21 protein-coding genes are annotated in these 23,789 nt (G+C 53.5%); 6 read left to right on the top strand and 15 right to left on the bottom strand.

What is annotated here, in order from left to right; genetic code table 11:
* Positions 1–307: 307 nt before the first annotated feature.
* From ACOTXL_RS09995 to ACOTXL_RS09950, 10 genes are all read right to left on the bottom strand, one after another.
* Positions 308–2,443 carry a DUF927 domain-containing protein gene (locus ACOTXL_RS09995; RefSeq protein WP_045350403.1) on the bottom strand — a complete coding sequence of 712 codons (2,136 nt, stop codon included), beginning with the start codon at positions 2,441–2,443 and terminating at the stop codon, positions 308–310.
* Positions 2,443–2,808, bottom strand: a complete 366-nt coding sequence (locus ACOTXL_RS09990; RefSeq protein ID WP_039671523.1) for a hypothetical protein — start codon at positions 2,806–2,808, stop codon at positions 2,443–2,445. Before ACOTXL_RS09990 ends, ACOTXL_RS09995 begins: the two co-directional genes overlap by 1 nt.
* A complete protein-coding gene (locus tag ACOTXL_RS09985; RefSeq protein ID WP_045343091.1) occupies positions 2,805–3,173 on the bottom strand; it encodes a hypothetical protein in 369 nt (122 codons plus the stop codon). The genes ACOTXL_RS09990 and ACOTXL_RS09985 overlap by 4 nt, the downstream gene beginning before the upstream one ends.
* Entirely contained in the window at positions 3,170–3,397 is a 228-nt protein-coding gene (locus ACOTXL_RS09980; RefSeq protein ID WP_045350405.1) for a hypothetical protein, read from the bottom strand. The genes ACOTXL_RS09985 and ACOTXL_RS09980 overlap by 4 nt, the downstream gene beginning before the upstream one ends.
* Positions 3,390–3,575: a hypothetical protein gene (locus ACOTXL_RS09975; protein WP_023332884.1), complete on the bottom strand. Its 186-nt coding sequence runs from the start codon at positions 3,573–3,575 to the stop codon at positions 3,390–3,392. The genes ACOTXL_RS09980 and ACOTXL_RS09975 overlap by 8 nt, the downstream gene beginning before the upstream one ends.
* Positions 3,568–4,404 (bottom strand): host cell division inhibitor Icd-like protein, encoded by an 837-nt coding sequence (locus ACOTXL_RS09970; protein ID WP_080338183.1) that lies wholly within the window; start codon positions 4,402–4,404, stop codon positions 3,568–3,570. The genes ACOTXL_RS09975 and ACOTXL_RS09970 overlap by 8 nt, the downstream gene beginning before the upstream one ends.
* A complete protein-coding gene (locus ACOTXL_RS09965) occupies positions 4,394–4,984 on the bottom strand; it encodes a Rha family transcriptional regulator (protein ID WP_045350407.1) in 591 nt (196 codons plus the stop codon). Before ACOTXL_RS09965 ends, ACOTXL_RS09970 begins: the two co-directional genes overlap by 11 nt.
* 20 nt (positions 4,985–5,004) lie before the next feature.
* On the bottom strand, positions 5,005–5,289 hold the full coding sequence (locus ACOTXL_RS09960) for a helix-turn-helix transcriptional regulator (protein ID WP_072050219.1): 285 nt from the start codon (positions 5,287–5,289) through the stop codon (positions 5,005–5,007).
* Between the two features lie 151 nt (positions 5,290–5,440).
* Positions 5,441–6,304, bottom strand: coding sequence for a hypothetical protein (locus ACOTXL_RS09955; RefSeq protein WP_045350409.1), 864 nt, complete (start codon positions 6,302–6,304; stop codon positions 5,441–5,443).
* A 90-nt stretch (positions 6,305–6,394) separates the two neighbouring features.
* Positions 6,395–7,621 carry a tyrosine-type recombinase/integrase gene (locus ACOTXL_RS09950; protein WP_045350410.1) on the bottom strand — a complete coding sequence of 409 codons (1,227 nt, stop codon included), beginning with the start codon at positions 7,619–7,621 and terminating at the stop codon, positions 6,395–6,397.
* A gap of 404 nt (positions 7,622–8,025) precedes the next feature.
* On the opposite strand from ACOTXL_RS09950, the gene ACOTXL_RS09945 reads away from it, so the two are divergent.
* Positions 8,026–10,416 (top strand): glucose/quinate/shikimate family membrane-bound PQQ-dependent dehydrogenase, encoded by a 2,391-nt coding sequence (locus tag ACOTXL_RS09945; protein WP_045350411.1) that lies wholly within the window; start codon positions 8,026–8,028, stop codon positions 10,414–10,416.
* Between the two features lie 86 nt (positions 10,417–10,502).
* On the opposite strand, the gene cueO is transcribed toward ACOTXL_RS09945, so the two are convergent.
* Entirely contained in the window at positions 10,503–12,062 is a 1,560-nt protein-coding gene (gene cueO, locus ACOTXL_RS09940; RefSeq protein WP_032628039.1) for a multicopper oxidase CueO, read from the bottom strand.
* Positions 12,063–12,207: 145 nt separating this feature from the next.
* Between cueO and ACOTXL_RS09935 the strand changes: the two genes are divergently transcribed.
* The 3 genes from ACOTXL_RS09935 to speD all read left to right on the top strand — a co-directional run bounded on the left by ACOTXL_RS09935 (position 12,208) and on the right by speD (position 14,321).
* Complete coding sequence (locus tag ACOTXL_RS09935) at positions 12,208–12,555, top strand: YacC family pilotin-like protein (protein ID WP_003856306.1); 348 nt, start codon at positions 12,208–12,210, stop codon at positions 12,553–12,555.
* A gap of 101 nt (positions 12,556–12,656) precedes the next feature.
* On the top strand, positions 12,657–13,526 hold the full coding sequence (gene speE / locus ACOTXL_RS09930; RefSeq protein WP_045330972.1) for a polyamine aminopropyltransferase: 870 nt from the start codon (positions 12,657–12,659) through the stop codon (positions 13,524–13,526).
* Positions 13,527–14,321, top strand: coding sequence for an adenosylmethionine decarboxylase (speD, locus tag ACOTXL_RS09925; protein ID WP_003856308.1), 795 nt, complete (start codon positions 13,527–13,529; stop codon positions 14,319–14,321).
* A 31-nt stretch (positions 14,322–14,352) separates the two neighbouring features.
* Here speD and yacL read toward each other — a convergent pair whose 3' ends face one another.
* Positions 14,353–14,715, bottom strand: a complete 363-nt coding sequence (gene yacL / locus ACOTXL_RS09920) for a protein YacL (protein ID WP_032608514.1) — start codon at positions 14,713–14,715, stop codon at positions 14,353–14,355.
* Between the two features lie 189 nt (positions 14,716–14,904).
* On the bottom strand, positions 14,905–17,502 hold the full coding sequence (gene acnB / locus ACOTXL_RS09915; protein ID WP_023315407.1) for a bifunctional aconitate hydratase 2/2-methylisocitrate dehydratase: 2,598 nt from the start codon (positions 17,500–17,502) through the stop codon (positions 14,905–14,907).
* A gap of 449 nt (positions 17,503–17,951) precedes the next feature.
* Here acnB and ACOTXL_RS09910 point away from each other — a divergent pair, with 449 nt between their 5' ends.
* Together ACOTXL_RS09910 and ACOTXL_RS09905 are read left to right on the top strand one after the other, a co-directional pair.
* Positions 17,952–19,436 (top strand): DUF3300 domain-containing protein, encoded by a 1,485-nt coding sequence (locus ACOTXL_RS09910; RefSeq protein WP_023324158.1) that lies wholly within the window; start codon positions 17,952–17,954, stop codon positions 19,434–19,436.
* A 10-nt stretch (positions 19,437–19,446) separates the two neighbouring features.
* The gene (locus ACOTXL_RS09905) at positions 19,447–20,238 is read left to right on the top strand and encodes a DUF2950 family protein (RefSeq protein WP_023324157.1); all 792 of its coding nucleotides are present in this window, start codon (positions 19,447–19,449) and stop codon (positions 20,236–20,238) included.
* Positions 20,239–20,290: 52 nt separating this feature from the next.
* Here ACOTXL_RS09905 and lpdA read toward each other — a convergent pair whose 3' ends face one another.
* Entirely contained in the window at positions 20,291–21,715 is a 1,425-nt protein-coding gene (gene lpdA / locus ACOTXL_RS09900) for a dihydrolipoyl dehydrogenase (RefSeq protein WP_003856313.1), read from the bottom strand.
* A gap of 175 nt (positions 21,716–21,890) precedes the next feature.
* On the bottom strand, positions 21,891–23,789 hold the full coding sequence (gene aceF, locus ACOTXL_RS09895) for a pyruvate dehydrogenase complex dihydrolipoyllysine-residue acetyltransferase (protein WP_023315404.1): 1,899 nt from the start codon (positions 23,787–23,789) through the stop codon (positions 21,891–21,893).

Raw genomic sequence — 23,789 nt, 5'->3', positions numbered from 1 at the left:
ACTATGTTGGTTCAGTTAGTTCAGTTGGTTCAATTTGTAAAGATGATTGTTTTATAAGGATTATTTTCCGTTGATTGAACCAACAATGCCCCGATTTGAACCAACATTGGATATTTTCATGTTGGTTCAGTCCATGAGGTTCTAAAATGTTGGTTCAAACTGCCCGTTTGTTGGTTCAAAACTGCTATTTGTTGGTTCAGTGTTGGTTCATTTTTTTGACATTAAACCCATATAAAACAGCCATATGAACATAACCAATAGACACTGAACCAACTGAACCAACTTTAATAACCCTCACATGTGTAATTTATTCTTCTCCATCTTCCGCAACCTGGTGAAGCACATAAACGTTGATTTGACGCCCATCAATACGCGGGGATTTCTGCTGGTATCCACGCCCGCTGGACGGCTCAGAAAGCAAGCCAGCAGCGGCAAGCACGCGGGCAAACTGCCTGGCGTTAAAGCCCTGAGCTATCTCCTTCTCAAACGTTGCGGGGAACGTATAGAACACCATCGGCGCATCATCATGGCTGCTTTTGCGCTTTCGATACCCTGCCAGATCGCGAATCGGCATACTGGACGGATCATAGGGCAACGGTGCAAAGCGGCTTAAACCGTAGGCATTCAGGAACGCCTCGCACTGCTCGATGATCTGCTGGTGCTCCTTGTTACCCGTGCCGAACTCTTTCACCCAGGCGTTAAAGCTATGCTGGATAGCGTCACGGCTGGCCTGTTCACTCCATCCGGTGATTGATGCACCAGTTACCAGCGCGGCTTCGAGGATTGCAAAGCGTTCGGCCACGCGGTGTACCTGCTCACCGTAATCCGCCGGGATGAGGCCGCGCCAGCGCGTTTGCGCGTCACGTACCGCCTGTTTAGCCTCCTGCTGGTGGTTTGCCAGCCATTTAACCCACTCACGCCCCGCTGCGCCATGGTTATCAATCCAGGCTTCTTTCAGTGCGTCAGCATGAGCCTTGCCGTTTGGCAGGCCGTTAAAGGCCGTCGATTTCTCCATAGGGATGTTGAGCAAGCGCACCAGTTGGCCCGCTTTAACTTTCAGCCCACCAGCAGCCAGGAAGGTTTCAATATCCATTTCCCCGGTGCTGATCGCCACAGTGCGCCAGCGTTTAAGCTCCCGATTGCCGCCCTCTTTGGCTCCCTGCAATTTTCCGGCACCGTTAAACAGGGTGTAAGCAGACGTGGCAACATCTTTGGCACTGCTGCCCTGTCCTACCTCATCAAGCGGTAACAGGCTGTCGTTATGCGCCTCCGCTTCGTTTGCTATGCCAAGCGCAGTACCGTACCAGGTAAGCCGCAACGCATCAGGCTCACCCCACAGGCTGCTCGCAATATTGGCGGTAGTGGTCTTACCGGCGCTCGACTGCTCGAACAAATGGACGCCGAAACCATCAGCACCCACCAGGCCAATAAGCGGCGCGGATAATGCCGCTGCCACGCCCAGCATCATGGACGGATTGCCCCCGGCCAGACGGGCGACGGAATCCCGCCAGGTGGCAGCAGTACCAGCAATGGCATACCCGGAAGATGCAGCGCTGCGACCGTTAAAGAGAATGGGCGTCTCTGGATCACCAATCACTTCACCATCAGGCATGATATATGCGCCGTGATGCCAGCCAGTGGTATGGGTGATAATCCATTCCCGATCAGTGCCGCTTTGCTGCAACCAGTCGGCCAGAATCGCCCGGAAGGTGCTTTTAGTGGTCACATTCACCCCACCAGCTTTAAGTGAGCGCCAGCCGTCGCGCTCACCGATATCAGCACAGGGGATCGCCCTGGTAATATCTTCATGACCACGCGGAGAACGCCAGCGCAAAACAAGATAGCGCTCTGCCCCGTCACTACCGGAGCCGACCACCTCAAGAGGCGAGCACAGCCACGTTTCGTTATTGATGATCTCGCCACTATCCTTGTCCACCTTTGGCGTGATCCAGTACAGGCCATCGCTGCGGCTTTCCACGCGGGGTTTGAGTTCATCGCCCTGTTCAGGCTTTGGCTCCCGTTTTTTCACAGGCAGGTTCACCACAATACTTTCCCCGCGTTCGGCCTCTTCTTTGAGACGTGGAAGCCTGCCCGTCCAGTCCTCCTTCGGCTGAGGCTCAAACATGCCATTAAACAGCCTGGCCTCTTTCACATCCGCCAGCGCCAGTTTGGTTGCGATAGTGCTTATCTGCATTTCGGAAAGTTCGCCAGCGCGGATCACACGAACACTGCGACGGCCGTTATCAACGATGTTTAACCGTTCCAGTTCCGCAAGTTGCCTTTTACCCAGATAAACAGGCGGTACATCATCCCATGCCCTTTTACCTTCGCTCTCGATCCAGTGCTGCACATGTGAATAGGCATCTTCACCCGCAAAGATAATCGCCTCTGTAAATTTATCTTTCGGCAGGAATTTAATATTCGGGGCATTCTTCATCTTCATCAGTGCAACACCTTATTGGACATATCCGCGCCCAGGTCTTCATGCAGGTACTCAAGGTGGCAGCTTTTCACTATCTGCAACCCCATTTCGCTAATATCGCCATCGTCGGTAAAGCAGGTCAGCAGAATATCGCGCAGCCTTGTTAATCCCTGATCACGGCCAAACTCTTTAGCACAACCGAAAACCATTGTTTTCGCCAACACGTTATAAGTGGCTACTGGTTCAAGCGTGAAGCGATAACGGGCCATATACTTATCGCTCTCCACCAGCAAGGTTGCCGAACCGGTTTCCGCTATCTGGTGAGCAATAATGGTTTCAGTGAGCTTACTGAACAATGATCCCAGCACTTCAAAAATATCGGTCATTGTGGGATACCTCCGCTCATCTGGAATTTACCGATCAGGGGATGGAACCAGTACGCAGAGCCATATTTACGCTTAGCACTGCGCAGCACCAACCGTGCCGCTTCCCTGAACTTTTCATCAGGTGCAACGAACCCGCCTGATTTCAGTTTAACCAGCATCACCCCTGTGTTTTTCGCCAGCTCCTCAGCCTTTTTGGTTGAGATACCGTATTCAGCAGCCAGTGTTGCTACTGGCGTCATACCCGGAGGGATTTCTCCGCCCTGACTATCGGTAAGTGATTTAACCTGAGCCTCAAGGCGCAAGACCTTCTCAACCAGCAGATCAACGCGGTTAGCCAGTTCGTTAAACTTCACATTGCTGATCATGGTCTTGCCTCCTGAGTTTCAGGGTCTGAAAAAGTAGAAATATCCAGTGAGTTTGCCAGTTCGTCAGAAAGGCGCTGAGCCAGGTGCGTTAAACTCACAACATGGATACGCTCCGCCTCCCCCTTGATAGTTGAAAGGTAAGCAGCACATGACATAAGCGCAGCAACCTCTTGCGCCAGTAACAGCAAATCTTTTTTGCTGCGGTAGGTGTAAAAGTTATCCATTGAGCGCTCCCGTTTCATTCTGCTCCACCATGCTTGCCGCAAGTTGATCCGATACTCGTCTGGCCAGACTGATAAGGTTTTCACGCTCAACCTGATCAACGTCGCACTCTTCGACAACCATCAACAACGCAGCCAGTTCACAGGCTATTGACGCACTTTTATTGGTTAATTCACGCATGATGTACCTCCATAGCCTGAAAGGCATGGAATGGCAGACGTGCAGCAAAAATGAGGTTTACACCCGGCATAGTGTCGCGGGCCTCCTGTTCGCTGGATGCGTTGACGTAGATCACCAATGGTTTGGCGGTAGGGTAGCGCTCAGAAGCGGAGAGAAATCTCCATGTAAATTCAGGGCGAGTTTGGGTATGCTGTAAGTCAGCCATATTGTTAGCTCCGATAACATTGTGGTCAGAGGCCCGGTTAGTGTTGCTGCACTGCCGGGCTTCGTTATTTACGAGGTGTGTTTCACCATCACTTTTAAAGCTACACTCAAGTGATACACACTTCAAGCATTGCGCATAACTTTTTTTTGCATATACTGATACACACCAAATAACAAAGGAATCAGTAATGGCAACCTCTAACAAAAACGCAAAATCACAACTCTTTACTGTTCGGGTGCCGCATGAAGTCGTGGCAGAAATGGAATCGCTTAAAGATGATGGTGAAAGCAGTGCAGGATTTATCGTCACTTCGATGCGCGGAGAGATCAAACGCCGCCAGCGTAAAAAGGCCAAGGAAGCCGACAAGGAGTGATACCCAATATCTGGGTAACGGTCGAAACTACGGGATATCTCCGGGGTATGCTGTATTGCAGTAGACCCTGCACGCTGCTCCAGATCTCCCCAGATTTGGGGAAATGGGGTATGCGCCAATGGCGCAGTTCCTGAAATCACAGGAGCGCTCAGGCTTTGACCACCAGCATTAACCCTGGTATCCTGACTTTGCTTAAGTTTTTGGTAGTGACATTGGCGGCCCTGCATGGCCGCTTTTGTTTTATTTATCACCAGAAGTACCTCCCCCGAAGTTAAGCGGTAACTGACTCAGGTTTTTAACCAGATATTCCGCTCTCTCCAGTAGCACCAAATCATCCTGACGTTTTCTCAGTCGAAGACCTGCATCACTCGAATCCTCATCGGAGAACTGACGAGCGGAAGCAACAATATGCTGAAGTTCATTGATGGTGTGGGCCAGATAACCGCCCTTCTGGCGATCCAGTTCTTCCATGTAGTCATATACTGCCGCCTGAAGTTCATAGCTGTAGCTCATAGCCATTAGGCAGGCTTCGCGCTTAGGGAACTGATAGCAAGGCAAATATCGTCCTGTACTGTCTTTGTACTGAGCGAAAAATTTCGCTGAGTGCTCCACACCTAAAACCTTCGGAGTTTTCTTGAGAAAATCCTTGTGTTGCAGTACCCGGTATTCTTTACATGGGAAGGTCATCCCCTCCGCTTCGGCCTTTGCTTTCCGCTCAGCATTGATGTATTCAACCATTTGCAAGCTGCTCATCGTTGGTACTGAATTATCAATCAGGCTGTTTTCAGAGTGATCGAACCCCTGCCCCGCGCGGGCATTTATTTTTTTCATCGTTGATTACCTGTAGCTAATTAAGCGGATTTGCGACTGTACGGGTTATTTACATTTTTCACGACGGGAGGGTTGCGAACCCACCAAAGCACATCGGAAAGAAGCCAAGCGCAGCTATTGCGGCCAAAGTGACAGCGCAGAGGAAAGCGCTCCTCTTGCTCCATTTTCCAGCGACTGGAACGAGATAGACTGGTAATTTCACTACACTCATCTTCACGAATACGGCGATCGAACTTGAAACCATACTCTTCCAGAATGGTGCGGCGTTGTTCAGGGTTTGGCGGGATAAAGGTAATATTTGGCATGTTGCCTCCACTGTACTCAAGTTTGTGGAAGCAATTCTATGTGATCGATATAAACCTTAAAACTAGCCCTAAAGGCAAGCGGGGGTGTATTGCTGTATAAAAGGGGGTATATGGTCTTTAAAGCCCCCCGTCTACCACTTAGAGGTGGGTTCTACCGTCTATCATCAGGAGATTTATATATATCCGAGATAAACTTTTGAACAGTATCCACTGACTTTATTTTAACTACACAGTCTTTGAATAAATGAGGACGATCTAGGACTTGGCGGGCCCACTCTGTGAAGTTATAGCTCCCATCAGGTTTTAAACAAACACTGTTAAAATCGCTAGGGTATCGTTCTTTAAAAGACATAGCGGCCATAATAACATCAAGACGATTTTTAGAATGTCGTTCTATAACAGGGCTATAGCCAGCGTCACCACTAATCTTATTTTTGAGTGCACCCACACCATTTTTTAAAATTTCTATTTCATCGCTAAATACATATATATCATTTATATCAAAAGAAAAACATTCATTCATCCAGATAGAATAAGGTGAAAATAGAAAATCTTTACTCTCAGACTCGGAGCTTCTTGGCATATATAGCATACCGCTAGTTACCGCTTTCCCTTTAAGAAGAGCAGTCTCATTTTTTGATATTGAATGACCGTCAATTGCAAGAACAGCACATATATCAGATGGAACTTTACAATCCTCGTCTGGACTATCGATTAATGACATCTCTATATGACCAAACCGTCCAGAAATATCAACAAAATAGTGGGCAGAGGGGAATGGTTCGCCATTCTTCTCACCTTCTCTCATGCTTGTATAACGTTTTTCAAGATTCTCTTCATCAAGAATAACTCCCATGCCTTTCACTAAATCAGGAGAATTCACTTTTACACATAGCTCAAGCCTCAATGTAGATGCATAGTGAATAAAATGCTCAACCGTAGCCCCCGGAATTTCTTTTACAGCACTCTCCAGCCTGTAATAATATATTTCCGGCAAATTGCCTTTGGAACTCATTCGTCACCCCCAACGCCCCTAATAACTTGCGAGCCAAGCGGGTAGGGTTTCCCGCTTTTCGGTTGGCCGACCTAGGCCCGCAATATCAGTTTAATCTCTATTCATTACAGGTAACAGAAGCACATTTTGATGATTACCCGCAAGAAGTTCTAATCGATCATACCACTTATTCAGAGCATCCAGCTTATCAGGCAAGTACAGACTACGGTTATAAATCGCCATAACGCCTGGCAAGGCATGGCCCAGCAACAGCTCGACTATATGCGGTGCTATACCCATATTGTTCAGCCCTGTGGAGAACGTGCGGCGTAAATCATGCAATGTCCACGGCTCGTTATGGTGAAAATCTTTAAAAAGCCTGCGCCCTTTCAATGATACAGCCTGACGCGTGCGATCTTCTCCCAGCAATAGTCCCGTTTTACCAGTCTCGCGTTTTAACTCTTCCAGCCACGGACGTATTGCTTCGGGTATCGATCTCACAATTTTCTCGCGGGTTTTGCTGTGCTCTTTCGGTACTGTCCAAATCCACGAGGTAAAATCCCACTCTGACCATCGAGAGAGACGAACCTCCATCGTTCGCGCACCAAACAGCACCAACATTTTGAGAAGCCGTGAATAATACGGCTGCTGATCCTCGCTGTCTGTGCAGCGCCATACATCAGCCAGTTCGCTATCTGACAAAACGCGGTCACGTTGGCCGGATGGCTGGCCTACATCCTGAATGGTGAGAAAAACCAAGGCATCACTGGCAGCATAACGGCGAACTTTGCAGAAACGTAACGCCTGTTTGGAAATCTGAAACATGCGACCGGCGGTCATTGGCTTAGTCTGGTTTATTTCATCAAAACAGGCCACCCAATGACGGGTTTCACATCTGGAAAGTGGATAACGACCAAGGCGCGGGTAAATATGCTTGCGTAGCTGTGCCCTTACCAGTTCTTCATCGCTACGCTTTCTCCTGGCATAATTAACCAGCCAGTATTCGAGAGCATCCTGTACTGTCACAGGTTTAAGCGTTTCTTCTGTGCTCAGTTCAAGCTCTGTTTTTGGATCAAGTCCACCAGCCAGCCATTGACGGCACTTTTCCCGCTTTTCTCTCGCAGCTTTTAGCGACAAATCCGGGTAACGGCCAAGTGTTAAACGTTCGAGTTTGCTACCCCTTCCACCCAGCCGGTACGAAAAAACCCAGCTTAATTGGCCTTGTTTTGATGCCCTGACACTTAAACCTTCACCATCAGCATACATTTCTGGCGCATTACGGCTGGTCCCCTGAAGTGCCTTGAGCTTTTTATCACTTAGCTTGTTAGTGCCCGCCATAGCCCGCCCTACTTGGATTCGTGAATGCGATTGATACACCGATTGATACACCGTTCGTTGCTACAGTCGAAAAAATCGCATAAACATACGAACATAAAACATCGTATCTTACTGATAATAAAAATCAAAACATAGAAAACATGAAATCACCTAAAAGCATGAAAACACATGGTTTTTTGCTTCAACAGTATGTTTCATATTACTAACCAAATGATTTTAGTGAAAATCTCTCAATGCGGATGACTCTCGCTCCGGCATCGATACGCAAGCCAGCCATTATACCAGTAAATGGATAAGCCTGGCGTATGAGTTATAAAAAGCAATATTTGTGATTCCGATCACAGTTGTTAATACCTATAATTAATTGCTAGCAAATAATTAACAAAACTGACGAGTACTTTTCTATGGCTGAAACAAAAACTAAACAGCCGCGTCTACTGGTGACATTAACAGCCGCGTTTGCCGCATTCTGCGCGCTGTATTTGTTAATCGGTGGCGTATGGCTGGTCGCGATTGGCGGCTCCTGGTACTACCCGATTGCGGGTCTGGTTATGGTTGGCGTAACCGTCCTGCTTTTACGCAGAAAACAATCTGCTCTGTGGTTGTACGCAGCGTTACTGCTCGCAACCATGATCTGGGGCGTCTGGGAAGTCGGGTTCGACTTCTGGGCGCTGACGCCGCGCAGCGACATTCTGGTCTTCTTCGGTATCTGGCTGATCCTGCCGTTTGTCTGGCGTTGTCTGATTGTCCCTTCCAGTGGCGCCGTGGCCGGTCTGGTCGTTGCTCTGCTGATTAGTGGCGGCATCCTGACCTGGGCCGGTTTTAACGACCCGCAGGAGATCAATGGCACGCTGAACGCGGAATCCACGCCGGCTGCGGCTATTTCGCAGGTGGCGGACGGTGACTGGCCTGCTTATGGTCGTAACCAGGAAGGTCAACGCTACTCCCCGCTGAAGCAGATCAACGCGGACAACGTGAAAAACCTGAAGGAAGCCTGGGTATTCCGTACCGGCGACCTGAAGATGCCAAACGATCCGGGTGAGCTGACCAACGAAGTGACCCCGATTAAAGTGGGCAACATGCTCTACCTGTGTACGGCGCACCAGCGCCTGTTCGCGCTCGACGCGGCCACCGGTAAAGAGAAATGGCACTTTGATCCACAGCTGAACTCCAACCCGTCGTTCCAGCACATCACCTGCCGCGGCGTCTCTTACCACGAAGCGCGCGCAGATAATGCCAGCCCGGAAGTCATTGCCGACTGTCCTCGCCGCATTATGCTGCCGGTGAACGATGGCCGCCTGTTTGCCATCAACGCTGAGACCGGTAAGCTGTGCGAAACCTTCGCTAACAAAGGCATTCTGAATCTTCAGACCAACATGCCGGACACTACGCCGGGTCTGTATGAGCCGACCTCCCCGCCAATCATCACTGATAAAACCATCGTGATTGCCGGTTCGGTAACGGATAACTTCTCTACCCGCGAAACCTCCGGCGTTATCCGTGGTTTCGACGTGAACACCGGTAAACTGCTGTGGGCCTTCGACCCGGGCGCGAAAGATCCTAACGCGATCCCATCCGATGAACACACCTTTACCTTTAACTCACCGAACTCCTGGGCACCGGCAGCGTATGACGCGAAGCTGGACCTGGTTTACCTGCCGATGGGCGTGACCACGCCGGATATCTGGGGCGGTAACCGCACGCCGGAGCAGGAACGTTACGCCAGCTCCATCGTGGCGCTGAACGCAACGACCGGTAAACTGGCATGGAGCTACCAGACCGTTCACCACGATCTGTGGGATATGGATATGCCGTCCCAGCCGACGCTGGCGGACATTACCGTTAACGGTAAAACCGTTCCGGTGATTTACGCCCCGGCCAAAACCGGCAACATCTTCGTGCTGGATCGCAGCAACGGTAAGCTGGTTGTTCCTGCGCCAGAAAAACCGGTTCCGCAGGGCGCGGCCAAAGGCGACTACGTCACCAAAACGCAGCCGTTCTCTGACCTGAGCTTCCGTCCGAAGAAAGATCTCAGCGGTGCAGACATGTGGGGTGCCACCATGTTTGACCAGCTGGTGTGCCGCGTGATGTTCCATCAACTGCGCTATGAAGGCATCTTCACGCCGCCTTCAGAGCAGGGCACGCTGGTCTTCCCGGGTAACCTGGGGATGTTCGAGTGGGGTGGGATCTCCGTTGACCCTAACCGTCAGGTCGCCATCGCTAACCCAATGGCGCTGCCGTTCGTTTCCCGTCTGATCCCACGCGGTCCGGGTAACCCAATGGAGCAGCCGAAAGATGCGAAAGGCAGCGGTACCGAAGCCGGTATCCAGCCGCAGTATGGCGTTCCTTATGGTGTTACTCTGAATCCGTTCCTTTCTCCGTTCGGTCTGCCGTGTAAACAGCCTGCCTGGGGTTATATCTCCGGTCTGGATCTGAAGACCAATAAGATCGTCTGGAAAAAACGTATTGGTACGCCACAGGACAGCATGCCGTTCCCGATGCCTGTTCCAGTGCCGTTCAATATGGGTATGCCAATGCTGGGTGGCCCAATCTCCACCGCCGGTAACGTGCTGTTTATCGCGGCAACCGCAGATAACTACCTGCGCGCGTACAACATGACCAACGGTGAAAAACTGTGGCAAGGCCGTCTGCCAGCCGGTGGACAGGCAACGCCGATGACCTATGAAGTGAATGGCAAACAGTATGTTGTCATCTCCGCGGGTGGTCACGGTTCGTTTGGCACGAAGATGGGCGACTATATTGTCGCGTATGCACTGCCTGACGACGCTAAGTAACGAAAAAGCCCGGTGGCGCTAACGCTTACCGGGCCTACGATTTCCATATGTAGGCCGGGTAAGGCGAAGCCGCCACCCGGCTTTTTTTATACGGTAAAACCGAGCATCATCCCCGTATCTTCATGCTCCAGCAGATGACAGTGGGCCATATAGGCAAACTCTTTCGGTGCCTCGTGGTCGAACTTCACCAGCACCTCGCTGACGCCGCCTTCCACCCTCACCGTATCTTTCCAGCCCGCGCGATGCGGCTCCGGCGCTTTACCATTTTCAGACAGAATACGGAACTGCGTGCCGTGGATATGGAACGGGTGCAGCATCATGTCCCCTTCGCCTGAAATCACCCAGCGTTCAAACTGCCCTTTCGTGGCGGCGAACATGGGCGTGTTCATATCGAACGCTTTGCCGTTGATGCGGTTGGCATTGTGGAAATCGAAACCATGGCCGCCGTGATCCATGCCGCCCATATTGCCGTGGTCCATATTCATATGGCCCACCATCTGGCCGTGATGCATTCCCGCCATGGCCTGATTGCCGTACTTCTTCATCAGCGCCTGCATGCCCATCATGTCGAGCATCGGGTCCATGGAGAGCTGAAGTTTACGCTGCGTAAGCCCGTCCAGCGACGGGAGTGCTGGCAGCGTGGTGAGGGTCTCCGGCAGCGTACCGGAGGCGGTGATCTGTAGCGGCTGAATGCGCAGGACCGGATGCGGCTTATCAAACGGCGCGACGGCCATCCCCATCTGGCTGACCGGCAGGGTCACCAGGTCAAACGCTTTGCCATCGCTGATATCCACCAACACCTCGAAGCGCTCGCCCATCAGCATCGGCAGCTCGCTCACCTTCACCGGCTCCGGCAGCAGGCCGCCGTCGCTTGCCACTACGTAAAGCGGGCGTTTATCGCTGGTGGCGAAGTTCAGCGAGCGGGCGTTACAGCCGTTAAGCAGACGTAAGCGCAGCCAGCCTTTTGGCGCGGCATGCTGCGGGTAGATCGCGCCGTTGGTCAGCAGCGTATCGCCAAACCAGCCTACCGCCGCGCTCATTACGTCCAGCTGATAGTCAATTTGCCCGTCAGCGCTGAATTTTTTATCCTGCACAATCACCGGGACATCGTCGATACCCCACTGTTTCGGCAGGCGCAGCAGGCGGCTTTCATCGTCTTCAATCAGCACCAGCCCGGCCAGCCCCATCGCCACCTGATGGCCCGTTTTGCCATGCTGATGCGGGTGGAACCAGCAGGTCGCCGCGCGTTGTTCCGGGGTAAAGGTTACGCTGCGTTTACCACCAGGCCTGATGACGCCCTGAGGCCCCCCATCCACTTCGCCCGGGACTTCCAGCCCGTGCCAGTGCAGCGTGGTCTCTTCCGCAAGCGTGTTATGAATGTCTACCGTCACCGCCTTCCCTTTGCGTAACTGCAACGCCGGGCCGAGCAGATTGCCGTTATAGCCCCACGTCGTGGCGGCGTGCTGACCGAACGTGGTTTTACCGGCCTGCACCACAAGCTGAATGCGGCTGCGGGCATCTGGGGCGAGTAATTCAGGAATGGGTAAAGCCGGTCTGTCGGCGGCAAAAACGGCGCGGCTCCAGAGAGGTATCGCGCTGGCAACCCCCAGCGCGGCAGAAAATTTTAAAAAATCACGACGTTGCATGTGCATTTCCTTATTTTCAGCAGGCGATCTTTTGAGCATAAACCCTCCCCTTACCGGAAGGTCAAGCACGGCGGCAATAATAAAGATCGTCGGCCTGGCATCAAGTATGCTAACGTTAATTTTCCGTGATGCAGTGGTAAAGGCAATGAAGACGTTTTTCAGAACAATTTTGTTCGCCAGCCTGATGGCGATGTGTGCGAACAGTTACGCGCTAAGTGAAAACGAAGCGGAAGATATGGCCGATCTGACGGCAGTTTTTGTTTTTCTGAAAAACGATTGTGGTTACCAGAATTTACCCAATGGGCAAATTCGTCGCGCACTGGTCTTTTTTGCCCAGCAGAATCAATGGGACCTCAGCAACTACGACAGCTTCGACATGAAGGCGCTCGGTGAAGACAGCTACCGTGATTTAAGCGGTATTGGCATTCCCACTGCTAAAAAATGCAAAGCGCTGGCTCGCGATTCACTCAGCCTGCTCGCCTACGTGAAGTAACCTTCCCGACGCCCCTTGTTGACCCGCTAACCGCCTCACGGTGGTGTTGTGTTGCGCCCATCTGCCGGATGTAATGGATGTTAACGAAGGAGGTGCTCCCCATGACCGAAAAAACGGTATGGCAAGAAACGCTGCACGACCATTTTGGTCAGTATTTTGCCGTGGATAACGTGCTCTATCATGAGAAAACCGATCATCAGGATTTGATAATATTCGAAAACGCCGCTTTTGGCCGCGTGATGGCGCTGGACGGCGTGGTGCAAACCACCGAGCGCGACGAGTTTATCTATCACGAAATGATGACCCACGTCCCGCTGCTGGCCCACGGCCACGCGAAGGACGTGCTGATTATCGGCGGCGGCGACGGCGCGATGCTGCGTGAAGTCTCTCGCCATCAGAATGTCGAAACCATCACCATGGTGGAAATTGACGCCGGGGTCGTGTCGTTCTGCCGCCAGTATCTGCCCAACCATAATGCCGGCAGCTATGACGATCCGCGGTTTAATCTGGTTATCGACGATGGTGTCAATTTTGTTAACCAGACCACGCAAACGTTTGATGTCATTATCTCTGACTGTACCGACCCTATCGGTCCGGGCGCGTCGCTGTTTACCTCGTCGTTTTACGAAGGCTGCAAGCGCTGCCTGAAGCCTGGCGGAATTTTTGTGGCGCAAAACGGCGTTTGCTTCCTGCAACAGGATGAAGCGCTTGATAGCCACCGTAAGCTGAGCACCTATTTTGCTGACGTCAGCTTCTATCAGGCGGCCATTCCGACGTACTACGGCGGTATCATGACCTTTGCCTGGGCGACGGATAACGACGTATTACGTCATCTCTCCACCGAAATTATTCAGGCCCGCTTCCATCAGGCAGGTCTACAGTGCCGATACTACAATCCGGCTATTCATACCGCAGCCTTTGCGTTGCCTCAATATCTGCAAGACGCGCTGTCCTCAAAGGAGGTGAACTAATTGAAAAAGCTTAAACTGCATGGCTTTAACAATCTGACCAAAAGCCTGAGTTTTTGTATTTACGATATCTGCTACGCCAAAACAGCAGAAGAGCGCGATGGTTACATCGCCTATATCGATGAACTCTACAACGCCAACCGTCTGACCGAGATCCTGACAGAGACCTGCTCGATTATCGGCGCGAACATCCTCAATATCGCGCGCCAGGATTATGAGCCTCAGGGTGCGAGCGTCACCATTCTGGTGAGTGAAGAGCCGGTTGACCCACAGCTTATCGACAAAACCGAACACCCCGGCCCGCTGCCGGAAGTGGTGGTTGCTCACCTGGATAAAAGCCACATCTGCGTGCACACCTACCCGGAAAGCCACCCGGAAGGCGGGCTGTGTACCTTCCGCGCGGATATTGAAGTGTCCACCTGCGGCGTGATTTCACCGCTGAATGCGTTGAATTATTTAATCCACCAGCTGGAATCGGACATCGTCACCATTGATTATCGCGTACGCGGTTTTACCCGTGATATCAACGGCATGAAGCACTTCATTGATCATGAGATCAACTCCATTCAGAACTTCATGTCCGAGGACATGAAGTCGCTGTACGACATGATGGATGTGAACGTCTATCAGGAGAATATCTTCCACACCAAAATGTTACTTAAGGAATTCGACCTTAAGCACTACATGTTCCACACGAAGCCGGAAGATTTAAGTGAGGAAGAGCGAAAGGTCATTACCGACCTGCTCTGGAAAGAGATGCGCGAAATTTACTACGGCCGTAACATTCCGACCGTGTAAACGTGACCCGGAGCAGGGACGCTTCGGGAAGTTACTTCTGTTTCATAAAGTCGCGGTAGGCATTCACCACACTCAGGAAGTCTTCCACGCCGCACAGCGACAGGCTCTCTTCGTCGTAGTAGCTCATCCCCTCTTCAATTTCATCACCCGAGAACTCAAGCTGGTTGGCGCGCACCATCACCTCTTCGCCATCCATCCACAGGGTGTATTCGTGCCCGGCGCGTTGCCAGGAGCGTTCACTGCCTTTCACCGTTTCCGCCGCCTGCTCAACTTCATCCAGCAGCGCGAGGTTCTCTTTCACCTCTTCGTTAAACCAGTGTCCAACGGCTTCGTGCCCCATCGACATTCGCACTTTCACCACGCCGGTGATGTCGCGCAGAAATTCGTAATCCATAGTGTTTTCCTCTGCAAAGCCATTAAGGTAATTATCGCAGCAGCGAGGAAGAAAAAAAGCGTGGGAGGTGGGAGGAATGAAAATAAAAAGGTGAGAGCAAGACCTGCGGCCTGATGCCCTCACCCCGTCCCTCTCCCACGGGAGAGGGTGCAAACACTAAAAACCGTCTCGTAGAGACGGTTTTGCTGTTTATACCGCCGTCTGGAAGATCACCCCGTCTGCCTTCTCGGTGTACTGAGAGAGCTGGTCGAAGTTCAGGTAGCGATAGGTATCCACCGCCGTCTTATCCACCTGAGCCACAAAGGTCTGGTACTCTTCCGGCGTTGGCAGTTTGCCAATCAGCGCCGCAACCGCCGCCAGTTCCGCAGAGGCCAGGAAGACGTTCGCACCGGTACCTAAACGGTTCGGGAAGTTACGGGTCGAGGTGGAGACCACCGTCGCGCCGTCGGCTACGCGCGCCTGGTTGCCCATACACAGGGAACAGCCAGGAATTTCGATACGCGCACCGCTCTTACCAAACACGCTGTAGTAGCCCTCTTCGGTCAGTTGAGCCGCGTCCATACGGGTTGGCGGCGCCACCCACAGACGGGTTGGCAGCTGGCCTTTGTGGGTATCCAGCAGCTTGCCGGCTGCACGGAAGTGGCCGATGTTGGTCATGCACGAACCGATGAACACTTCGTCGATCTTCTCGCCCTGAACTTCGGACAGCGGACGCGCGTCGTCCGGATCGTTCGGTGCACACAGGATTGGCTCTTTGATATCCGCCAGATCGATGTCGATCACCGCCGCGTACTCTGCGTCAGCATCGGCTTCCAGCAGCTGCGGATCGGCCAGCCATTTTTCCATGCCCTGGATACGACGCTCCAGCGTACGACGGTCGCCGTAGCCTTCTGCAATCATCCACTTCAGCAGCACGATGTTAGAGTTCAGATACTCAATAATCGGCTCTTTGTTCAGCTTGATGGTACAGCCCGCAGCCGAACGCTCAGCGGAGGCATCGGTCAGCTCGAAAGCCTGCTCAACTTTCAGATCCGGCAGACCTTCAATTTCCAGAATGCGGCCAGAGAAGATGTTTTTCTTCCCTTTTTTCTCAACGGTCAGCAGACCCTGTTTGATGGCATACAGCGGGATCGCGTGAACCAGGTCGCGCAGGGTAATACCCGGCTGCATTTTACCTTTGAAGCGCACCAGCACCGATTCCGGCATATCCAGCGGCATCACGCCAGTCGCGGCAGCAAACGCCACCAGACCGGAACCCGCCGGGAAGGAGATACCGATTGGGAAACGGGTATGGGAGTCACCGCCGGTACCGACGGTATCCGGCAGCAGCATGCGGTTCAGCCAGGAGTGGATAACGCCGTCGCCCGGACGCAGAGACACGCCACCGCGGTTCATGATGAAATCTGGCAGCGTGTGGTGCGTGGTCACGTCAACCGGCTTCGGATACGCCGCAGTGTGGCAGAAGGACTGCATCACCAGATCGGAAGAGAAGCCCAGGCACGCCAGGTCTTTCAGCTCATCACGGGTCATTGGACCGGTGGTGTCCTGAGAGCCGACGGAGGTCATCTTCGGCTCGCAGTACGCGCCAGGACGGATACCAGCGACGCCGCAGGCGCGACCGACCATTTTTTGTGCCAGCGAGAAGCCACGGTTGCTTTCCGCCACGTCTTTCGCCTGACGGAACACGTCGCTGTGCGGCAGACCCAGCGCTTCACGCGCTTTGGTGGTCAGGCCACGGCCGATGATCAGCGGAATGCGGCCACCAGCACGTACTTCGTCGATCAGCACGTCGGTTTTCAGCTCAAAGCTTGCCAGCAGCTCATTAGTTTCGTGATTACGCACTTCGCCTTTATACGGGTAAACGTCAATCACGTCGCCCATGTTCAGGTTAGAGACATCCACTTCGATCGGCAGCGCGCCAGCATCTTCCATGGTGTTGAAGAAGATTGGCGCAATTTTGCCGCCGAGGCACAGGCCGCCGCCGCGCTTGTTTGGCACGTGCGGAATGTCGTCGCCCATGAACCACAGCACGGAGTTGGTGGCGGACTTACGGGAAGAGCCGGTACCCACAACGTCACCCACGTAAGCCAGCGGGAAACCTTTTTGTTGCAGGGCTTCGATCTGTTTGATCGGGCCAACGCTGCCCGGCTGGTCCGGCTCAATGCCTTCACGGGCGTTTTTCAGCATCGCCAGGGCGTGCAGAGGGATATCAGGACGAGACCACGCGTCCGGTGCCGGGGAGAGGTCATCGGTGTTGGTTTCACCGGTCACTTTGAAGACGGTAACGGTAATTTTTTCAGCAAGCTGAGGGCGGTTCAGGAACCATTCGGCATCGGCCCAGGACTGCATCACCTGCTTCGCATAGACGTTGCCTGCTTTGGCTTTTTCTTCCACATCGTAGAAGTTATCGAACATCAGCAGCGTTGAAGAGAGCGCTTTAGCGGCAATCGGTGCCAGCTTGTCGTTATCCAGCGCGTCAATCAGCGGATGAATGTTATAGCCACCCTGCATGGTGCCGAGCAGTTCAATCGCTTTTTCAGGAGTAACCAGTGGGGAGGTGGCTTCGCCTTTGGCAACGGCGGCAAGGAATCCGGCTTTTACGTAGGCAGCTTCATCTACGCCAGGCGGTACACGGTTGATCAGCAGATCTAACAGGAATTCTTCTTCGCCCTCAGGCGGGTTCTTCAGCAGCTCGACGAGCGCGGCCATTTGGGTTGCATCTAACGGTTTGGGTACAATTCCCTCGGCGGCACGTTCTGCTACGTGCTTACGGTATTCTTCTAGCACGACGGTTCTCCTCGCTCTCATTGTCATATGCGGCGGGCGTTCTCTTCACGCTCCTGTGAGACAGCAGTTTGTAGGGTAAATGCCCGATACCGCGTCGGGCAGCATAGCAGGATTTCTGCACAGTGTTAATCTGTTTACAAAAAAGCAACATTAAAAAATTTGCTGAATCGTTAAGCATGATGTAGCACCCCGTCACCGGGCCCGGAAGCAGTTCCGTAAGTCTGTCGTCCCCCCGGCAACGCGCTGCTGGTCGCTCGCAAGAGCGGCCTTCTGAATTTCCGTCGCCTGCTCAGCCATCCGATATAATTGTGTAATAAATACTCACACTCTTTATCCGGATGCTTCAGAGTTTTTCCCAACAAAAGTCAAAACTGTAAAACACGGGTGAATGATACTCGCGGCAACAGCAACGCCTCACGGCACTGCACTCGTCTCGTTGGAGTCAATCTATGAAGTTGCCTTTTAAACCACATCTTCTTGTTCTGCTTTGCAGTGCGGGGCTGTTTGCCGCCTCGGGCGTCATGTTCGTTAAAAGCCGCGCAACGGAACCCGCTCCCGCACCTGCGCCGGTAGCCCCGCAGCTCCCCGACCCGGCAGCACAGCCTGCCCCGGTGGCCACCCCTGCCTATACCGCCGCGCAGATCGATCAGTGGACCGCGCCCATTGCGCTCTACCCCGACGCGCTGCTGTCGCAAATTCTGATGGCCTCAACCTATCCGGCGAGCGTGATTCAGGCCGCCCAGTGGTCAAAGGACAACCCTAAAATGCAGGGCGATGCCGCCATTCAGGCGGTCAGCGGGCAGCCATGGGATGCCAGCGTGAAATCGCTGGTCGCCTTTCCGCAGTTAATGTCGCTGATGGGGGAAAACCCGTCGTGGGTACAAAGCCTCGGCGACGCCTTTCTGGCCCAGCCAAAGGATGTGATGGATTCCGTGCAGCGTCTGCGCCTGCTGGCGAAGCAGACAGGCACATTGCAATCCACCCCGCAGCAGACCGTCACCACCGTGAAAAAATCTGCGCCAGCCTCCGCCAGTACAGCCGCGACGTCAACGTCGGCTAGTCCGACGGTGATTAAAATTGAGCCAGCCGATCCACAGGTGGTTTATGTCCCTACCTACAACCCTTCCACCGTTTACGGCACGTGGCCAAATGCCAGCTATCCGCCGGTGTATCTGCCTCCGTCTCCCGGCCAGCAGTTTACCAATAGTTTTGTCAGAGGCTTTGGCTATAGCCTCGGCGTAGCCACCACCTATGCGCTGTTCAGTAACATCGACTGGGACGATGACGACGATCATCATCACGATCATGATGACGATCACCACGGCGGTTATTCGCATAACGGCGATAACATTAATATTAATGTTAATAACTTCAATAAGATCACCGGCGAGCACCGTACCGATAATCACCAGGTCTGGCAGCATAATCCGGCCTACCGCAACGGCGTGCCCTACGCCAATAGCCAGCTTGCCAGCCGCTATCATCAGACTTCAGTGCCGGGCGGGTTGAGCGCTACCCGGCAGCAGCCGGTCAACCGCGATAGCCAGCGGCAGGCCGCGATGGCGCAGGTACAGCAGTCGACGGGCAAAACGCTCACACAGCTACAGCATGGCGACGCGCATTTCCCACAACATTCAGCGTCCGCGCAGCAACTGAAGCAGCTCTCTCAGCGCAGCAACTATCGCGGCTACGACAGCGCGCGGCCCCACGCACAACAGATGAATAATACTCTTGCGCAAACCAGACGCCCGACGCAGGTTCAGCATCAGCCGCTGCGGGCAAACGCCCTGAGCGGCAACGACAGCCGTTCGGCCAGCTGGCAGGCCCAGCACCAGCGCGGGCTGCAAAGCCGCCAGCACGCGTCGCTGAACAGTGAGCAGCGTGCCAGCTTCCGCCAGCAGCTGTCCGAACACCATGAATTCCACCGTCGTTAAGGGAGCCGCTATGAACATGAAACCGATCGGTGGAATGCTGTTGTTGATGGTATCCACCTTCGCCTTCGCCCAGCAATCTTTCTCCACACCTGAGCAGGCGGCCAATGCCCTGACGAAGGCCATCAGCGAGCAGAATGAGAGCGCGATGGCCGACCTGCTGGGGGATAACTGGCGCGACTATCTGCCACCTGAAGGGGTTGATCCGGAGGCGGTGGCACGATTCCTGCGTGACTGGAAGATAAACCATCGTACCGAAATCAGCGGCGATATTGCCCATCTGTCAGTTGGCGATAACGGCTGGCAACTCCCCATACCGGTAGTGAAGAAAAAAGAGGGCTGGCAATTTGATATGCAGAAAGCGGCTGATGAGATCCTGATCCGCGAAATCGGCCGCAACGAACTCGCGGCTATCGAAGCGCTGCACGCCTACGTCGACGCACAGCGGAGCTACTACGCCATGAACCACCGCTATGCGCAGAAGATTGTCAGCACGCCAGGGCTAAAAGACGGCCTGTACTGGCCCATCTCGCCGGGCGAAGCGCCAAGCCCGCTGGGTCCCGCCTTTAGCCCGCCGGAGCCTGGTATGGGCTATCACGGCTATCGGTTCCGCATTCTGTCGGATAAAAATGGCTTTGCGATGGTTGCCTGGCCCGTAAGCTATGGTCAGACGGGGGTAATGAGCTTTGTCGTTAACCAGGAAGACAAGGTTTATCAGGCAAATCTCGGCAACGATTCGGCGCAGAAAGCGCAGGCGCTCGCTGCATACCACCCGGATAAAACCTGGCAGCCTGTCACCCCCTGAACGCAGTGCATAAAAAAAGCGGCCTGAGGCCGCTTTTTTCATCTGAAGAAACTTATTTCTTCTTCGCTTTCGCGTTTGGCAGGTCGGTGATGCTACCTTCAAACACTTCTGCCGCCAGGCCCACGGACTCGTGCAGAGTCGGGTGAGCGTGGATGGTCAGCGCGATGTCTTCCGCGTCACAGCCCATTTCGATAGCCAGACCGATTTCACCCAGCAGCTCGCCGCCGTTGGTACCGACAATCGCACCACCGATTACACGGTGAGTTTCTTTGTCGAAGATCAGTTTGGTCATACCGTCTGCGCAGTCGGACGCGATAGCACGGCCAGAAGCAGCCCACGGGAAGGTGGCGGTTTCGTAGCTGATGCCTTTCTCTTTCGCTTCTTTCTCAGTCAGACCAACCCATGCAACTTCTGGCTCGGTGTAGGCGATAGATGGGATCACTTTCGGATCGAAGTAGTGCTTCATGCCGGCGATAACTTCAGCGGCAACGTGACCTTCGTGAACACCTTTGTGCGCCAGCATTGGCTGACCGACGATATCGCCGATAGCAAAGATGTGCGGCACGTTGGTACGCAGCTGTTTGTCAACGCGGATGAAGCCACGGTCGTCCACTTCCACGCCAGCTTTGCCCGCGTCGAGGTTTTTACCGTTCGGCACACGGCCGATAGCCACCAGTACGGCGTCGTAACGCTGTGGTTCGGATGGGGCTTTTTTGCCTTCCATGGAAACGTAAATACCGTCTTCTTTCGCTTCAACGGCAGTCACTTTGGTTTCCAGCATCAGGTTGAATTTCTTGCTGATGCGTTTGGTGAAGACTTTAACGATGTCTTTGTCGGCAGCCGGGATAACCTGGTCGAACATTTCAACCACGTCGATCTCTGAACCCAGCGCATGGTACACGGTACCCATTTCCAGACCGATGATACCGCCGCCCATAACCAGCAGACGCTTAGGAACGGTTTTCAGCTCCAGCGCATCGGTGGAATCCCACACGCGTGGATCTTCATGTGGAATGAATGGCAGTTCGATTGGGCGAGAGCCTGCCGCGATGATCGCGTTGTCGAAGTTAATCACGGTTTTACCGTTTTCACCTTCCACTTCCAGGGTGTTCGCACCGGTGAATTTACCCAGACCGTTTACCACTTTCACTTTACGGCCTTTGGCCATACCCGCCAGACCGCCGGTCAGCTGAGTGATAACTTTCTCTTTCCAGGTACGAATTTTGTCGATGTCGGTCTTCGGCTCGCCGAAGACGATACCGTGTTCAGCCAGCGCTTTGGCTTCTTCGATAACTTTCGCTACGTGCAGCAGCGCTTTAGAAGGGATACAGCCGACGTTCAGACAAACACCGCCGAGGGTGCTGTAACGTTCTACGATGACGGTTTCCAGACCTAAATCCGCGGCGCGAAATGCTGCGGAGTAACCTGCCGGGCCTGCCCCAAGTACTACGACCTGAGTTTTGATTTCTGTGCTCATCATGACCTCTTAATGTATACCCGTCGTCCACCGGGTCGTTCTATCCGCCCGTATTTTACAAAATTGTTAACAATTTTGAAACAACAAACGGCTCACGAATTATCGCTTTCACCAATAACCTCAAAAACCCCATGAGATTATCAGAAAAAAGCCGGCCGATTGGCCGGCTTTTCGATTACATCACCAGGCGGCGAATGTCGCTCAGCATGTTGTTAATGATGGTGATGAAACGCGCACCATCAGCCCCGTCGATCACGCGGTGGTCGAAGGACAGAGAGATTGGCATCATCAGACGCGGTACGAACTCTTTGCCATTCCACACCGGCTCCATCGCGGACTTGGACACACCGAGGATAGCCACTTCCGGCGCGTTCACAATCGGCGCGAAGTGGGTGGTACCCAGGCCGCCGATGCTGGAGATGGTGAAGCAGCCGCCCTGCATTTCGCCGGCAGTCAGCTTACCATCACGCGCTTTCTTGGAGATGGTGGTCAGTTCACGGGACAGCTCTGTGACGCTCTTCTTGTTCACGTCTTTGAAGACCGGAACAACCAGACCATTTGGCGTATCAACCGCAACACCGATGTTGATGTATTTCTTCAGCGTCAGCTTCTGGCCGTCTTCGGACAGGGAGCTGTTGAAGCGTGGCATCTGTTCCAGCGCCGCCGCAACCGCTTTCATGATGAAGACCACTGGGGTGAACTTCACGTCCAGCTTACGCTTCTCAGCTTCGGCGTTCTGCTGTTTACGGAACGCTTCCAGATCGGTGATATCGGTCTTATCGAAGTGGGTAACGTGCGGGATCATCACCCAGTTACGGCTCAGGTTAGCACCGGAGATTTTCTGGATACGGCCCAGTTCCACTTCTTCGATTTCGCCGAACTTGCTGAAGTCCACTTTCGGCCATGGCAGCATACCCGGGATACCGCCGCCAGCGGCTGCCGCAGGTGCAGCTTCGGCGCGTTTCACCGCGTCTTTCACGTAAGCCTGAACGTCTTCGCGCAGGATACGACCTTTACGGCCGGTGCCCTTCACTTTCGCCAGGTTCACGCCGAATTCGCGCGCCAGGCGACGGATCAGCGGAGTCGCGTGGACATAAGCGTCGTTTTCAGCGAACTCAGATTTTTCTGCTTTAGCAGCAGGGGCAGCAGCCGGTTTAGCAGCCTGAGCCGGTGCAGCAGCCGGTGCCGGAGCAGCCGCAGCAGCAGGAGCGGCGGCAGGTGCAGCGCCTTCCACTTCGAAGACCATGATCAGAGAGCCGGTAGAGACTTTGTCGCCGGTGCTGATTTTGATCTCTTTAACGGTACCCGCGAACGGCGCAGGCACTTCCATGGAAGCTTTGTCGCCTTCAACGGTGATCAGTGACTGTTCAGCGGCAACTTTGTCGCCCACTTTCACCATCACTTCGGTCACTTCAACTTCGTCACCGCCGATGTCTGGTACGTTAACGTCTTTCACGCCGCCAGCAGCCGCTGGTGCAGCAGCCGGAGCCGGAGCAGCTTCCGCTTTCGCTGGAGCCGCAGCGCCTTCAGAGCCCGCCACTTCGAAAATCATGATCAGGGAACCCGTAGACACTTTGTCACCGGTGTTGATCTTGATCTCTTTAACGGTACCGGCGAATGGCGCTGGTACTTCCATAGAGGCTTTATCGCCTTCTACGGTGATCAGTGACTGCTCAGCCGCAACGGTATCGCCCACTTTCACCAGGATTTCAGTGACTTCAACTTCGTCACCGCCGATGTCAGGCACGTTCACTTCTTTCGCTGCCGCGGCCGCTGCTGGAGCAGCAGCAGGAGCGGCTTCTTTCTTCTCTTCCTGCGCAGGTGCAGCAGCTGCTGCACCGTCGGCGGAATCGAAAATCATGATCAGTTTGCCAGTCTCGGTTTTATCGCCAACAGAGACTTTGATCTCTTTAACGATGCCAGCCTGAGGAGACGGGACTTCCATAGAAGCTTTGTCGCCTTCTACGGTGATCAGGGACTGTTCAGCTTCAACTTTGTCGCCCACTTTGACCAGGATCTCGGTGATTTCAACTTCATCAGCCCCGATGTCCGGTACATTGATTTCGATAGCCAT

The organism is Enterobacter cloacae complex sp. IR5402, assembly GCF_049238125.1.
Classification (GTDB): domain Bacteria; phylum Pseudomonadota; class Gammaproteobacteria; order Enterobacterales; family Enterobacteriaceae; genus Enterobacter; species Enterobacter hormaechei_C.
Note: the sequence above shows the minus strand (reverse complement) of the source record. Positions and strands in the feature narration are given on the sequence as shown.

Excerpts from the sequence above, each read along its gene's own strand:
- ACOTXL_RS09995 (WP_045350403.1), bottom strand. The coding sequence starts at position 2,443 with ATGAAGATGAAGAATGCCCCGAATATTAAATTCCTGCCGAAAGATAAA.
- ACOTXL_RS09950 (WP_045350410.1), bottom strand. The coding sequence starts at position 7,621 with ATGGCGGGCACTAACAAGCTAAGTGATAAAAAGCTCAAGGCACTTCAG.
- ACOTXL_RS09910 (WP_023324158.1), top strand. The coding sequence starts at position 17,952 with ATGAAGTTGCCTTTTAAACCACATCTTCTTGTTCTGCTTTGCAGTGCG.
- yacL (WP_032608514.1), bottom strand. The coding sequence starts at position 14,715 with ATGGATTACGAATTTCTGCGCGACATCACCGGCGTGGTGAAAGTGCGA.
- ACOTXL_RS09990 (WP_039671523.1), bottom strand. The coding sequence starts at position 2,808 with ATGACCGATATTTTTGAAGTGCTGGGATCATTGTTCAGTAAGCTCACT.
- ACOTXL_RS09955 (WP_045350409.1), bottom strand. The coding sequence starts at position 6,304 with ATGAGTTCCAAAGGCAATTTGCCGGAAATATATTATTACAGGCTGGAG.
- ACOTXL_RS09965 (WP_045350407.1), bottom strand. The coding sequence starts at position 4,984 with ATGAAAAAAATAAATGCCCGCGCGGGGCAGGGGTTCGATCACTCTGAA.
- ACOTXL_RS09935 (WP_003856306.1), top strand. The coding sequence starts at position 12,208 with ATGAAGACGTTTTTCAGAACAATTTTGTTCGCCAGCCTGATGGCGATG.
- ACOTXL_RS09975 (WP_023332884.1), bottom strand. The coding sequence starts at position 3,575 with ATGCGTGAATTAACCAATAAAAGTGCGTCAATAGCCTGTGAACTGGCT.
- ACOTXL_RS09905 (WP_023324157.1), top strand. The coding sequence starts at position 19,447 with ATGAACATGAAACCGATCGGTGGAATGCTGTTGTTGATGGTATCCACC.
- ACOTXL_RS09960 (WP_072050219.1), bottom strand. The coding sequence starts at position 5,289 with ATGCCAAATATTACCTTTATCCCGCCAAACCCTGAACAACGCCGCACC.
- ACOTXL_RS09945 (WP_045350411.1), top strand. The coding sequence starts at position 8,026 with ATGGCTGAAACAAAAACTAAACAGCCGCGTCTACTGGTGACATTAACA.
- speE (WP_045330972.1), top strand. The coding sequence starts at position 12,657 with ATGACCGAAAAAACGGTATGGCAAGAAACGCTGCACGACCATTTTGGT.
- ACOTXL_RS09980 (WP_045350405.1), bottom strand. The coding sequence starts at position 3,397 with ATGGATAACTTTTACACCTACCGCAGCAAAAAAGATTTGCTGTTACTG.
- aceF (WP_023315404.1), bottom strand. The coding sequence starts at position 23,789 with ATGGCTATCGAAATCAATGTACCGGACATCGGGGCTGATGAAGTTGAA.
- cueO (WP_032628039.1), bottom strand. The coding sequence starts at position 12,062 with ATGCAACGTCGTGATTTTTTAAAATTTTCTGCCGCGCTGGGGGTTGCC.
- ACOTXL_RS09985 (WP_045343091.1), bottom strand. The coding sequence starts at position 3,173 with ATGATCAGCAATGTGAAGTTTAACGAACTGGCTAACCGCGTTGATCTG.
- lpdA (WP_003856313.1), bottom strand. The coding sequence starts at position 21,715 with ATGAGCACAGAAATCAAAACTCAGGTCGTAGTACTTGGGGCAGGCCCG.